Genomic DNA, 13759 nt, shown 5'->3' with positions numbered 1-13759 from the left:
TACTTGCATGAAATATTTTATTTATAAATTTAAACGCGAAGTTAATCGAATCAAACAACAGGTCAAAGCATTGATTGAGTTTTTTTATGAACCTTTTTTGCGATGGCATTACGATAAACATAGAATCAATAAATTGACAGTGCTGGATGGCGAAATATCATCCAACACAAATAAGATTGCTATTTTTTTGATTTTCCAACCCAATGGCATTGCTCCATCAATCATCCACACATGCAAACATTTTGTTAGTCAAGGATATTTGCCCTTGGTAGTTAGCAATTCTGCGTTGCTTTCAGTCGACCTAGACAACTTGAAAAGAACTTCTTGGAAAGTATTAATCAGACCAAATTTTGGATATGATTTTGGCGGATACCGCGACGGCATTTGGCTTCTAAATACTTTGAACATAAGCCCTGAATTTTTAATAATCATCAACGACAGTATTTGGTTTCCAATTTTTGAAGATGACCAAACAATCAATAAAATGGAAAATGCTCCGGCTGATTTTGTTGGCGCATTGCAAGTGGACCAGTCAAGATCTGTTAAAAATCGCAGTTTCAAGCCTCCATTTATGGGTTCCTTTTTTTGGCTTCTTAAGGAACCAGCTTTATCCAATCCCGCATTTCATGCATTTTGGAGCCAATATAAAATAACCAGCAATAAATATAAAACCATCAGGCAAGGTGAGCGGTTTTTTTCGAAGGTCATGAATGACAACCAAATTCAATCTCACGCAATGTTTAGCCGAGCCATGCTTGATCAATTAATCTTAGGAATGACAACATCAGAATTATTCGATGTTCTAAAAAGTCTATGTGCAGTCGATGACGGCCTTATTTTCAAGCAGAAACACTGTATTCATAGTTTTCGGGATGATTCAAACTGGAAAACTGATGCCATCAACCTGATTTTTGATTTAACTGACAAACAAAATATTTTGGCGTCAGCGCCAATTGTTGCCATCCAACATTTTGGTGTTTCATACATCAAGAAATCTGGGGATTATTCGAATTTGATTGCCATGGCGAAAATTTATGAAAAAATTCTCTACAATGAACCTAAAAATTTAAATTATTTAATAATTGACGAATTAAAAAATAAATTAGAATCAATTAAGAGTTAATTTAAATCAAAAATTTATTATCATCAATATTTTCTATATAGCTTTGAAATCATTAAATTTATTTTGTTTTTTATTCAATCGATATAACAACCTCTTCAATGTCAGTTAGCTTGCAAAATGAACGTCTATAATAAGCAATCCATTCTGAACAAAATATATTTATAGAAGGCATAGCATGAGAAAAATTTTTTATTCCTTATTTATTATTTTGAAACGAGCTTTCGGAGTCGTCGCAACTCTTCCATTTCAATTAAAAAAAGTTGACATTAGCCCTCCAAAAAATGTTTCACATGAATAATGGATTGGCTATTTATCAGATAACTTTAATAAACCAGGTTTTAGAATACTTGAAATTGGCTCGCGTAATGTTACTGGTTCAAATTACAAATCTATGTTTGATAAAGCCAATTATATTGGGTTTGATTTTTATCCTGGAGAGAATGTAGATATTGTTGGCGATGCCCATAAATTAAGTACCTACTTTGACCGTACACAGCGTTTCGACCTGATTTTTTCTTCGGCAGTTTTTGAGCATTTATATGCACCTTGGGAAGTAGCAATACAAATCCAAAAATGTTTAAAAATAGGTGGTTACGTTTTCATTGAAACTCACTTTTCTTTTAGGTCCCATGAAAGACCTTGGAATTTTTTTCAATTTTCTGATATGGGACTAAGAGCCCTCTTCAACAATGCATTAGGTTTTGAATTGATTGAAAAGGGGATGAGTAACCCGATGGGGGGTTATTTCACCCATCATTCTGACCAAGCACACAGATATAAGAGAGTAAAAGAGCTTTATTGCCATAGTGAAATACTGTGTAAAAAGAATTATGATATTGAAAACTTTAATTGGTCACAAGTTCTTGTTGATGATATAGTTGATAAAACCCGATATCCTGAACCAAATCTTCAAAAATAAGTCATTCGCTAATATATATTTTGATTTTAATCAATGGGAGTTATATTGACATTAAATCAATTTTTCACAGTACTTCATTTCACAAATCTTTTCGATGAACAATTTTACAAAAAACATATTTTTAGAAGATTGGCCTCAAGCTGACTTGGAGTTGATACCCGCATGTCCTGTTTGTCATAGCCAACATGCAAGCATGAAACATCATTCAGTTCGTGATTGGAGTTTTGGAACTGCACCAGGCATTTGGAAATACTGGTCATGCAATGAATGTCAAAGCCTTTATCTCAATCCTAGACCAACTCCAGAAAGCATTGGAAAAGCATATGCAAACTATTACACGCATAAACCTGCTTTACTGAATGATGGTTTTCAGGGCTTAAAATTGCGATGGAAGAATGAGCGCTTGTCTTTGCGACTAGGTTGCAGCATTTCACCTCGATTTAATTTGCAAAATGCATTGAAAACATGGGCTCTAAAAAAAGCCCACCGTTTGAATTTACCCTTTGGTATAGAAATATTGGCGACCTTACCCGCTGGTAGATTCATGGATGTTGGATGTGGTTCTGGAAATATTGTTTCCTTGGCAAATCAATTAGGCTGGCAATCCTCGGGTATAGAGATTGATCCTATTGCCGTCAAGTCTGCCCAACGCGCAGGTTTAAATGTTACTGAAGGAAGTTATCAACAATTAATTCTTCATCAACAAAGCTTTGATTTGATTTTATGTTCGCATGTTATTGAACATGTATACGACCCACTTGATTTGCTCACTGCCATACATGGCTCGCTTCGACCTGGAGGATTATTGCTTCTTTCGACGCCAAATGCGCAAAGCGATGTGCATCTTCAGTTCGGTCCCTACTGGCGAGGGCTTGAAGCGCCCCGTCATTTATCTATTTTTAGTGAAGCTATCTTAACAAGGTTGATGCAGCAAATTGGATTTGAAGTATCTTCTCATTCAGACGACTCTTTGGAAACAGTGAAGCAATCGAGAAAAATTGAAAAGTTAGCAGCAAAAAATGATTTGCTTGATAAAAAAATAAACAAGCAAAGTATCAATCAAATACATCGAACAAAAGGTGGGCATGATTTTATCAAGCTTTCTGCCCGAAAGCTTTGACTTGCTCGTTGTCTTTCAATTTAAAATTGCTGGCAACAAGCAAGGCCAATACAGCATAAAAGAAATAACTTTCAGCCCGATACCAAAGCGGCACATTATAAATTGAATCTACAGCCAATACCAAAGTAACTGCAATGAGTATGCTTTTGTCGGGATTGTGGGAAACATAAGCTGTTTTAAAAAATTGCCACAATAGCCAAAGAAAACCAATCAAGCCTGGTACGCCATATTCCATCGCAAAAAACAAATACTGATTGTGCGGGTGAATAACAGCATATATCAGTTGGGATTCGCTCAAGGTTGAGAAATGACTTGCGGCTAACTGTGGATAGGTACCAACTCCCGTTCCAATGAACGGGTGACTGTAAAAACTTTTTAAGGCAAATAACCACATGTCAACTCTTAGGCCCAAAGAGGTGGCATCGAAAGAACGATGCTGGACAACATCATTGTAAGCTTGTAAAACTCTGCTTAGCATCAATGGACTTGATACAACCAATAATGTTAAGGTCGATATAAGCAATAGCATTATAAATAAGCGGCGAGATTTTGGCGTATAAAACAATGCGAATACTGTGAACACAACAGAACAAGCCACAAGACCAGATCGACCTTGCAACAAAAACATAATTGAAATGAAGCAACATAACGTAGCAAGACCCCATATCACTTTCATTTTTAGTTCGTTTGAGGTTATGCAATGCTGAAGTGTAAAGGCCATAAAAACTGATGTCATGACGCTTTGAGAAACATATTCCACAAAAACACTATGATCTGCACCCAATCCTTGGTTTTGAGTCATTGACCATGGAAGATTAATAAAAACATTCGCGAAAGTGGAGAACAGCACCAAAGTCATGCCAGCCACCAACCCCCACCATGCTCTTTTTCGCCATTTGTCTTCAGATAGTGTTACAGCCAGCATCAGTAACATTATCAATTTAGAATATACTTTGAGATTATTTAAAATTTCCTTAAATGGAGCAGAGCTCCAAGTAGCCCAGACGAGGACCATAAAACTTAAAACTAGGGCAGGTTTTGCAATAGGCAAAGATTTGATTTTTATTAGCCGCACATACAAATCTTTTTGGGCAAACCATGAAATAACAAAAAGCAACCCCGATAAAATATAAAGTGATCTAGAGAATGGGGCGGAAAATAGCAAGGCTACGGCACTCCAGCCACAAAGGTGAGCCATTAAGATATTCCAACTTGATATATTGATGATCATTTTTGGATGTTTATTTCCCAATATTTATCAATGTTCAACACCTGAATGAATTGATCTGATGCCATGCCATTGCCAAATGATGCATCTACCTTATAGCGGTGATGCCATTGATTGGCCAGAAAAAGCTGGATTTTTTCCTGATCGAAAGCTGAGCATCCGAAAATCGAATCAGCCTGCGCCCGATTGTTCTGCCTGCTCCCCACATCCAAACTGGGCAAGCCCAGAAAGGGCGCTTCACGCACACCTGCGCTGCTGTTACCCACCATCACGGCTGCATTCTTCATGAGTTCGCTGAAGTAATTGAAGCGCATGGACGGGATCAAGCGGAAACGATCTTTGGGCAGTGCTTCAATCACGGCAAAGATGTCGTCCGTGCCGGGGTCGTTGTTGGGTGCAATCACAACGAAATCTTTGCCGCTGGCCTCTAGGCACGCAAACAAGGACGCAGCTTGGGCACCCATGCTGTCCACTTCCGACGTCACGGGGTGAAAAATCACGATGCCGTAATCATCAAAGGGAATGGCATAACGCGCTTTGACTTCTTCAATGCTCACGCCGGAAGGTTGTGCATGGGTGTCCAACTCCGGCGACCCGATGTTGAAAACCCGCTCGGGCGCTTCGCCAAGGGACAAGACCCGGGCTTTGGCGTCTTCACTGCTGACAAAATGCGTGGCGCACAACTTGGTGTTGCAATGGCGAATGCTTTCATCAATCGTGCCGGACACCTCGCCGCCCTCGATGTGCGCTGAACGGATGTAGCGCATGGCACACACAATGCTGGCGGCCATGGCCTCCACCCGGTCACCATGAATTACCACCAAGTCTGGTCGACGCTCGTGCACGAAGTCCGAGAACCCCAAAATGGTTTTGGCGAGGATGAAATCCAAGGCATCGCCTTCGCGCTGGTTTACAAATTCAATGAACTCTGCACCGGCAAACCGCTTGACCTCTAAGCGTGTTTCTCCATAGCGCTGCATCATGTGCATGCCGGTGATGAAAAAGGTGATTTCAAATCCGGCCAACTGCGCCGCCTTGGCCAAGGGCTCAAGCTTGCCAAAGTCTGCCCGTGTGCCCGTGACAAACAACAGCTTTTTGCCGGTGATGGGCGCAGTCGTCACGCTCATGCAGGTCGCTCCACACCGTCTATATCAGTCCATCGAAGTTGTTGGTTGCGCTTGACGGCCTGGGTCAGGCGGGCGCCGATCAATCGGTCAAAGTACTGCACCGAAATCTCACCAGAGCCGGGGCGGCGTGCCCAAATGTCAGACTCACTCAAGACATGGCCCGCCGGTAAATCTTTGTCAGCCACCACCGAACCACGTGCGAATCGGTAAACATCTTCTTCTGGTGCCGTGCGCACTTTGGCGTTGTTCAAGGCCGTGTGGATTTCTTTGGATCGGTCGATCAAGAAACGCAATTCAGCCGGATCCATGGAGCAAGATATATCCGGGCCTTTGCGGTAGCGTGTGTCCGTGAAATGTCGCTCCAAAATGCAGGCACCCAAAGCCACGGCGGACAAGGCCATTTCAGGGCCAATGCTGTGATCGGAAAAGCCCACCACGGCATTGGGAAACGCTTGTCGCAGTTCAGTGATGCCGCGCAAGCTGACAATCTCGGGCGGTGAAGGATACAAATTGGTGCATTCCAGCAGCGCATAGTCAATGCCCGCATCTTCCAAAATTTGCACCGAAGGCCGCATGCTCTCGATGGTTTGCATGCCCGTGCTCATGATCACCGGTTTGCCCATGCGGGCAATGTGTCGAATCAGGGGCAAGTGGTTGCATTCACCCGAGCCAATCTTGAAAGCGGCCACGCCAATCTCGTTGAGAAAGTCTGCAGCAGCTCTTGAAAAAGGCGTGGAGATGTAAATCATGCCCAGCGCTTCAGCATGTTTTTTCAGGGCGATTTCATCGTCTTTGCCCAAGGCGCACTCTTGCATCACATGCCAGATGGATTTGTCTGCATTGGGTGGAAAAATCGTTTTGGCCTCATCGGTCATTTCATCATCCACAAAATGGGTTTGATGCTTGACGATTTCACAACCGGCCAAATGGGCCGCGCTCACCATGGCCTTGGCCACGTCCAAGCTGCCGCCGTGGTTGATGCCGATCTCGGCAATCACCAAGGGTGCTTGGTTCAATCCAATGTGACGTTGTCCGATTTTCATAAATGCGTTGGATGGGTTGAATGAAGCTGAATGTTGGCTTGGAACTCGCTAGACAGCGGTCCATCCACCATCGACAAAAAACTGTTGACCGGTTGAATAGGCGGATGCATCTGACACCAGGTAGATGACCATGCCCACCATGTCTTCGCGCTTGGCCATGCGCCCCAAGGGCGTTCGTGCAGCATAACGTTTGACAAACTCTGGGTCGTGGTTGTTCTCGACACCACCGGGCACCAAGGTGTTGACACGAATCCCTTTGTCACCCCAATAGGTGGCCAACCAACGTGTCAGTCCGTGCACACCAGCCTTGGTGGCTGAGTAGCCTGGGAACGAAGCGAACTTCATCCCCTCGTAAATCCGATGGTCGGGCCCCACCACCCCATAGGTGCTGGACACATTCACCAAACTGCCACCGCCGGATTTCAGCATGGCCTTGCCACCTTCGCGGGCCACCAAAAACACGCCGGTGAGGTTGACCTTGAGCACTTCTTCCCAAACGGCAAGCGGGTAGTCTTCGAAAGGCGAAAACACAGCGCCCTGACGCATCAAGTGCTCACCGGTTGCAGCGGCGTTGTTCATGACAGCATCCACCCGCCCAAACTTCGCCATGACATTGGCAAACAATCCCACCACATCTTCTTCGCGACCAACGTCACACACCACGCCATGCGCTTTCAAGCCCGTGGGCGTTTGAACTTTGTCAGCTTTGGCCACCGGATCTGCTGCGGCCAAATCGGCCATCACCACCTGCGCTCCTTGGTCGGCCAAGGCTTGGCAATAGGCCGAACCCAGCAGCCCTGTGCCACCGGTCACCACAACCACTTTGCCTGTCAAGTCAAATCGATCCGTCATGTCTTTTCTCTCTTGTTGAAGTCACTGGTCTAAACGCTTGCGCATCAGGTATTCAATCAGTTCAAAATCAAATTCGCTGTCAATGTCCAAGCTTTTGTCCACGCCAATGTCATAGCCCTGTGTGCGCCCTGACAACAAACCGGTGCCAGTGCGCAAATACGCCGGAGACAGCACATAAATCGAAGCTACATGCTCAAACACTTTGGGCGCGTCTTGTCGACGCACTATCGGCTTGGACAGTTGTTTGCAAATTCTTTGGTAGCCATCCACCACTTCCAGCATGTTGAAGTAGGGGTTCTTGCGGGCCTCACAGACTGAAAAAACAGCGTCTACATCTGCATGTTGAAACTGGGCAATCGCTTTGGAAATATCCGCCACATCACGCAGCGGCGAGGTGCAATCCAAATCAACAAAGAGGTCTATGGGTTCTGCTGGGAAATGCTGGTCGCAAGCTTGCAGCGCATGTTGCCAAACCTCCCACTTGCCAGCTTTGTCATCGGCCAAGGCATCGGGCCGCATGAAAGGCACCAAGGCCCCATGGGCCACGGCAACTTCTGCAATCGCCGGGCTGTCGGTCGAGACGACCACTCGGTGGATGTCGGGGCAGGCCAAGGCTTGCTCGATGCTCCAAGCAATCAAGGGCTTGCCAAGCAGTGGCCGGATGTTTTTGCCAGCGACACCTTTGGAGCCACCACGCGCACCAATCACACAAGTGATGTTCATAGGGTTTTCATTTTCAAATCAGGCGCTGAGCGCAAGGCCTGCGGTCGCACACAGCAGCGTGTGGCTGCCGATTCGTGGGCAGCCAATGCCACTTTTAACACAGCCACCGCGTCCTCCAAAGAGGAGGCAGCGGCCAGCTGGGATTGCTGGATGCGCTTTAAAAAATGCGCCATGTGCTGTTGAAACATGGTGTTGCGCTCAAACTGGGCAGGCACTTGGTGCACCACCTCCGATGAACCGCCCGCCTTTTGCAATGTCACCAAGCCCTGCAGGTAGTCCCAGCGCAAAACGCCGTGACGTCCGACGATTTCCATCTCTCGACCATAGCCCGGCCTGACATAGTCCAAGTGCACTTGCGCCAAGACCCCAGAGGCCAAGCGAAGGCCGATTTGCGCAATGCCTTCGGTTTCGATCTCCAAACAAGGCACCACCTGGGTCATGGCCGTGACATCTTCCACAGGACCGAGCAACCAGTGAACCAAGTCGAGTTCATGGATCAGGTCCAAGGTCACGCCACCACCTTTGGCTTTGAACGCACCGTAACCCAGACGGTGATCGGTGCCGGGGCGCCAATCAGGCAGCCATTGGCCAACAGCCGCACGCATGTGCATGATGTCGCCCAAATCACCACGGGCTAAAAAATCTTTGATCCACAGCAAATTCGGATGAAAGCGCAACATGAAGCCAGCTTCAACCACCAGTTGATGTTGCGCAACCATCTGCATGAGTTCATCTGTGCCGGACAAGGACACGGCCAGGGGTTTTTCCAAAAACAAATGCTTCTTCAGGCTGGCCGCCTGCAAGGCAACGTCCATGTGCTGATCGGTGCGATTGGCCACCACCACGGCATCCGCATCGGCGTTCAATGCCGCCGACAAGTCTTGAACGCGCAGGACGCGTGAATCGAGTGGGTTGTTGTCTGAGCCATCGGTGGACGCCCGGTAACTGTAGGCGGACACTTGCACGCCAGCACTGAGCAAATTGGCGATATGCCTTTTGCCAATGGAGCCAGTGCCTAGGACGAGAATTTTCATGTGCTGTATAGGTCGTGAGCGGGTGGTTATCCACTGAAGCCATGAATCAAGAAGGGCCCCAAAGCATTCCGCTCACCAGTCTCAGGCCCTTACTATACTGTCCCCACTCTCTTCCTCTCATGATGCGCCTTCTATCTTTTTCATTCTTGGGCGGAGGCTGCCATTGAGACGTTTTCTACCCCTTTGGCGGCTTCGCGTTTTGATGGTTCTTTACGAAACCGCCTGGCATGTGTTCATGCCATTGGTGCTGCTTTTTTTGTGGCGTCGGGGGCAACGCGAACCTTTGTACCGCCAACATTGGCATGAGCGCTGGGGGCAAACCAGCACCACACTTGTCAAACCCATTTGGGTCCATTCAGCGTCATTGGGTGAACTGCGCGGTGCTGCGCCATTGGTGCAGGGCCTGTTGGATGCTGGCTACCCGATCATGCTGACCACGCTCACCCCTGCGGGACGCACGGCGGCCGAGGTGTTGTTCCAGCAAGCCATCAGCACGAGCCGATTGCAAGTGGCTTATGCGCCATTCGAGTGGCGCTCGGTGGTGCGCCAGTTCATCAGCGCTGTTAAACCGCGCATGGTCATGATGACTGAAATCGACACCTGGCCAGTGCTGATGAAAACCGTTCATCAACATGGCATCCCCCTTTGCTTGGCCAATGCGCAGTACCCGAAAAACAGCTTGCAACGTGATCTGGCTTGGGGCGGGTTCAGATCAGCGCTGTTTCAAACCTACGATTTGGTGCTCTGCAAATCTGAAACTCACGCTGAGCGCTTTCGCTCCGTGGGCTGCGGTCAGGTTGTGGTGGTTGGCGAAACGCGTTTTGATTTGCCCATTCCACCCGCCCAGCTTGAAGCCGCGCAAACATTGCTGAGTGCATGGGGCTTGCGCTCGGATGCCAGCCCAGCGCGTTCGGTGGTGTGCTTTACCAGTGCAGTGGTGGGCGAAGATGCGTCGTTTTTGCAAGCCATTCGCTTGCTGCAAGCGGGTTTGAAAGAGGCCCACCAGCCCCAGCCCTTGGTCGTCTATGTGCCGCGCAGTCCCCAACGTTTTGATGAAGTTGCCGCGCTGTTGGCATCTGCGGGTCAACGGGTTGTGCGCCGCAGCCAGGTTTTAGATGCGCAATTGCAAGCCCACGACCGGTTGTTGAGGATGAACGAGGTCGATGTGTTGCTTGGCGACTCGCTGGGGGAAATGTTTTTTTACCTGTCGTTGTCGCAACTGGTGGTGGTCGGTGGTTCTTTTGTACCCACCGGTGGGCACAACATCATCGAACCCCTGGCCTTGAAAAAACCAGTGATGGTGGGGCCCAGCATGTGGGGCATCGAATACCCCGGTGTGGAGGCTTTGGCTTGCGGCGTGTTGCAGCAGCACATGACGGCTGATGCATTAGCGGCAGCCATGCTGGCACTGCTGTGCGACCAACTCGCCTACGCCCAAGCCATGGCAGGTGCGGACCATTTTTACCAGGCCCATGCAGGCTCCACCGATAAACACTTGGCGGTTTTGCTGCCTTGGCTCAAGGCGACAGCAGCATGAAAGCCCGCTTGGCGCTGCTTGCCTATGTGTGGTTGTCTCGGGTCTTGCAGCCTGTGTGGCGGTGGGTGTTGAAGAAGCGGCTTGAACGCGGCAAAGAAACCCCGCAAAGTATTTTGCAGAAATGGGTGGTGTCACCGCCGCCTCGACCCGCTGGGCCATTGGTATGGGGCCATGCGGTGGGTGTGGGTGAGGCGATGGCGCTTTACGGTTTGTTTCAAAACATCCGCAAGATTTGGCCACAAGCGCATTTTTTAATCACCACCACCGCGCGAACCTCCGGCGATGCCTTGCACAAAACAGGTTTGTTACCTGGTTTCATCCACCAGTTTTCGCCGGTGGACACGCCCGACACCGTGCGTCGTTTTCTAGACCACTGGCAACCATCGCTGGCGGTTTGGTGTGAAATGGATTTATGGCCCGCCTTGGTGCATGCCACCGCACAACAAAAGATTCCGCACGCGTTGGTCAATGCCAGACTCGGCCCCGCCGCCTTGGCCAGGCGACGTTGGGGGCGATGGCTTTACCAAGCGCTGTTGCCGGGCTTTGGCAGCCTGTGGGCGCAAAACGAGGAAGCCCGACGAGGTCTGATTGAGCTGGGTGCGCCTGCCGACAAGGTGGTGGTCACAGGCACCATCAAAGCCATGTCGGCACCACTGCGTTGTGATGATGCTGAGTTGATCCAATGGCAAGAAATGCTGTTGAACCGACCGGTGTGGTTGTTGGCTTCCAGTCACCCGTCAGAGGAAGCCTTGGCTCTTCAAGTGCATCACATCCTGCGCCAGCAACATCCATCCGCGTTGTTGTTGATCGCCCCGCGCGATGCACATCGCGGCCCAGAAATTGCCCAGCTTTGCACTGAAGGCTGTTTGCTGCGCAGTCAATCCGATGGGTTGCCAGTTGTTGAAACGGTCTACATCGCCGACTCGATGGGAGACATGGGCCTGTGGTATCGGTTGGCCCCGATCGCCATGCTGGGCGGCTCTTGGGCCAGCATTGGGGGACACAATCCCCATGAAGCGTTGGCCTTGTCCTGCCAAGTGGTGCATGGTCCCCATGTCTGGCATTTCGCCGAGAGCTACAGCGATTTGGCGGCCCCGCAAGTGTGCGAACAAGCGATGGATGCACAAGCCATTGCCGACAAAGTTGCGCGGGCGTGGCAGCAACCAAGGACCCAAGCCACGTCACCTTCCATGCAATCAGAGGCGCATTTGCAAGCGCTGGTCAATCTGGCTCGTTGAGCGTTGCACCTGCTTGGTATAGAGAAGGCTCGCCTGGTGGGCGGGTTTTGAAACGTTTGTGCACCCAGTAGTACTGCGCCGGGGTCTGTCGCACCCAGGCTTCAATGTCGTTGTTCATGCGCTGGGTGTCGGCATCCACATCTTGTGTTGGAAAGTCTTCCCACACCGGCCCCATCTCCAAGGTGTAGCCCTGCGGTGTCATGCGTGTCACCACGGTACACACGCGAGCACGTCCCAATTTGGCGATGCGCGACAGCGATGACGGCGTGGCTGCTTTCACACCAAAAAACGCCGACCAGACGGATCCGTTGATGCCAAAGTCCATGTCAGGGGAGAAGTGCAAACGCCAGCCGTCTTTGAGGGATTTGATCATCGGCATGGGGCCTTCGCGGCGGGCGATGGTGAGGACACGGCCAGAACGTTTGCGCCCCTCGGTCATCCATGCCTCTGCGCTTTTGTTTTTCAGCGGCACATAGACGAAGGACATGTGGGCTTGTTGCAGCAAGGTCATGGCCAAGCCACCGGCGTCCAAGCCGACGAAATGCGGGGCCAACACAATCAGTGGAGAAGGGTCTTGAAAGTTGTGGAAATGGCCTTCGAATTGAAACCGTTGTGCCACCCACTTTTCGGGGGCATGCCACAACCAGGCCCGGTCGAGAAAGGACTGGGCAAAGTACACGAAATGCTGTTGCCTCAAGGCACGCTGCTGTTGGGGTTGCAGTTCTGGGAAACACAAAGCAATGTTGGTGGCCACCACCCGACCGCGTCTTGCCGAGGTGCGAAACAAGATCTGCCCCAACAGCCAACCCAATCCACGCAACCAAGACAAAGGTAGCAAAGCCAACAAGCGCATGAGGCCGACCAAGGGGTTCATGCGAACACCTCTTTGCGCGGTTGTTTGAAACGGGCGTAGCCCCACAGGTATTGCGTGGGGCATTGGCGAATGAGTCGTTCCATGGCGTGGTTGAGTTGAGCCACGGCTTCATGCAAGTCTGGGCTCAACGCATGGCCAAGCGGTTCCACGTGAACGCAATAGCCTTGACCCTCAGGCAATCGTTCGCCCCAGGCCAACACCACGGCAGCCTTGGTTTGCAAGGCCAGTTTGGCGCCCAAGGTCATGGTGTAGGCCTCGCGGCCCCACATCTCAGACCAAACACCCAAGCCTTCTGGCGGTACTTGGTCTGGCAACAAACCCACGGCCTCGCCGCGTCGCAAAGCTTTCAAAAGTTGTCGCACACCGTCCATGTTGGTGGGCACGGCTTTCATGAAGTCGCGTTCACGTGCATGGCTGAGAAGTTCACGCAACCATGCTTGGCGTGCTGGTCGGTAAAGGACAGTGATGGGGCCACGGCTGGGGCCAAAATGCGCGGCACCGGATGGCGCGGTGATTTCAAAACAACCCAAGTGCGGTGTGAGAAACAAGACACCATGGCCTTGCGCATAGGCTTCTTCGATGTGGTGCACACCGTCCCAATGCATGGGCATGGGGGCACCGAACCAGACACGAAACGACTCCAGGGTTTGGCAACCGGCAGCGGCCACTGCGCCGCGCACTTGGGGCCAGCTGTAACCGGCTTGTGCGGACTGTTCTTTGAAATGCCTGCGGTAGGTGGGCGAAAGCCACCACACCAACCAGCCCAGCACGGCACCGACGCGGTGCATCCAGGGCAGCGGCAAAAAAGCCAAGAATCGAAACAAGCCAGTCATGGAATAAGCAATTGCGTTTGGCGAACCAGGCTTCAAAAAAACACCGTCGCTTTTGATTAGAATACCGATTGTCGCTGAGTTAATGAAGCAACTTGCAGGGCGACAAAC

General features: G+C 49.8%; 13 protein-coding genes. 5 read left to right on the top strand and 8 right to left on the bottom strand.

Annotation, left to right across the window (positions count from 1 at the left end; all coding sequences use genetic code 11):
• Positions 1-7 precede the first annotated feature (7 nt).
• The 3 genes from AC8GFP_RS04675 to AC8GFP_RS04665 all read left to right on the top strand — a co-directional run bounded on the left by AC8GFP_RS04675 (position 8) and on the right by AC8GFP_RS04665 (position 3162).
• Positions 8-1123 carry a rhamnan synthesis F family protein gene (locus tag AC8GFP_RS04675; protein WP_506610754.1) on the top strand — a complete coding sequence of 372 codons (1116 nt, stop codon included), beginning with the start codon at positions 8-10 and terminating at the stop codon, positions 1121-1123.
• 301 nt (positions 1124-1424) lie between these two features.
• The gene (locus AC8GFP_RS04670; protein WP_506611406.1) at positions 1425-2042 is read left to right on the top strand and encodes a class I SAM-dependent methyltransferase; all 618 of its coding nucleotides are present in this window, start codon (positions 1425-1427) and stop codon (positions 2040-2042) included.
• Between the two features lie 94 nt (positions 2043-2136).
• Complete coding sequence (locus AC8GFP_RS04665; protein ID WP_506610752.1) at positions 2137-3162, top strand: class I SAM-dependent methyltransferase; 1026 nt, start codon at positions 2137-2139, stop codon at positions 3160-3162.
• On the opposite strand, the gene AC8GFP_RS04660 is transcribed toward AC8GFP_RS04665, so the two are convergent.
• From AC8GFP_RS04660 to AC8GFP_RS04635, 6 genes are read right to left on the bottom strand one after another with little or no spacing between them, the layout of a single operon-like run.
• Positions 3137-4393, bottom strand: coding sequence for an O-antigen ligase family protein (locus AC8GFP_RS04660; protein WP_506610750.1), 1257 nt, complete (start codon positions 4391-4393; stop codon positions 3137-3139). The two genes, AC8GFP_RS04665 and AC8GFP_RS04660, sit on opposite strands and share 26 nt — an antisense overlap.
• On the bottom strand, positions 4390-5517 hold the full coding sequence (neuC, locus tag AC8GFP_RS04655) for a UDP-N-acetylglucosamine 2-epimerase (protein WP_506610748.1): 1128 nt from the start codon (positions 5515-5517) through the stop codon (positions 4390-4392). The genes AC8GFP_RS04660 and neuC overlap by 4 nt, the downstream gene beginning before the upstream one ends.
• On the bottom strand, positions 5514-6560 hold the full coding sequence (locus tag AC8GFP_RS04650; protein ID WP_506610745.1) for an N-acetylneuraminate synthase family protein: 1047 nt from the start codon (positions 6558-6560) through the stop codon (positions 5514-5516). The genes neuC and AC8GFP_RS04650 overlap by 4 nt, the downstream gene beginning before the upstream one ends.
• 48 nt (positions 6561-6608) lie before the next feature.
• Positions 6609-7412 carry an SDR family oxidoreductase gene (locus tag AC8GFP_RS04645; protein ID WP_506610743.1) on the bottom strand — a complete coding sequence of 268 codons (804 nt, stop codon included), beginning with the start codon at positions 7410-7412 and terminating at the stop codon, positions 6609-6611.
• Between the two features lie 21 nt (positions 7413-7433).
• On the bottom strand, positions 7434-8135 hold the full coding sequence (locus AC8GFP_RS04640; protein WP_506610741.1) for an acylneuraminate cytidylyltransferase family protein: 702 nt from the start codon (positions 8133-8135) through the stop codon (positions 7434-7436).
• Positions 8132-9169, bottom strand: a complete 1038-nt coding sequence (locus AC8GFP_RS04635) for a Gfo/Idh/MocA family protein (protein WP_506610739.1) — start codon at positions 9167-9169, stop codon at positions 8132-8134. Before AC8GFP_RS04635 ends, AC8GFP_RS04640 begins: the two co-directional genes overlap by 4 nt.
• Before the next feature lie 202 nt (positions 9170-9371).
• Here AC8GFP_RS04635 and AC8GFP_RS04630 point away from each other — a divergent pair, with 202 nt between their 5' ends.
• Positions 9372-10706 carry a 3-deoxy-D-manno-octulosonic acid transferase gene (locus AC8GFP_RS04630; RefSeq protein WP_506610737.1) on the top strand — a complete coding sequence of 445 codons (1335 nt, stop codon included), beginning with the start codon at positions 9372-9374 and terminating at the stop codon, positions 10704-10706.
• The gene (locus tag AC8GFP_RS04625; protein ID WP_506610735.1) at positions 10703-11944 is read left to right on the top strand and encodes a 3-deoxy-D-manno-octulosonic acid transferase; all 1242 of its coding nucleotides are present in this window, start codon (positions 10703-10705) and stop codon (positions 11942-11944) included. The genes AC8GFP_RS04630 and AC8GFP_RS04625 overlap by 4 nt, the downstream gene beginning before the upstream one ends.
• Here AC8GFP_RS04625 and AC8GFP_RS04620 read toward each other — a convergent pair.
• The gene (locus AC8GFP_RS04620; RefSeq protein ID WP_506610733.1) at positions 11928-12818 is read right to left on the bottom strand and encodes a lysophospholipid acyltransferase family protein; all 891 of its coding nucleotides are present in this window, start codon (positions 12816-12818) and stop codon (positions 11928-11930) included. The genes AC8GFP_RS04625 and AC8GFP_RS04620 overlap by 17 nt on opposite strands.
• Positions 12815-13651, bottom strand: a complete 837-nt coding sequence (locus AC8GFP_RS04615) for a lysophospholipid acyltransferase family protein (protein WP_506610731.1) — start codon at positions 13649-13651, stop codon at positions 12815-12817. The genes AC8GFP_RS04620 and AC8GFP_RS04615 overlap by 4 nt, the downstream gene beginning before the upstream one ends.
• Positions 13652-13759 lie beyond the last annotated feature (108 nt).

The sequence above is a fragment of the Limnohabitans simekii (SeqCode) genome (assembly GCF_965234735.1).
Classification (GTDB): Bacteria; Pseudomonadota; Gammaproteobacteria; order Burkholderiales; family Burkholderiaceae_C; genus Limnohabitans; species Limnohabitans simekii.
The sequence above is the reverse complement of the archived record's forward strand: the minus strand, read 5'-3'. Positions and strand labels throughout refer to the sequence as shown.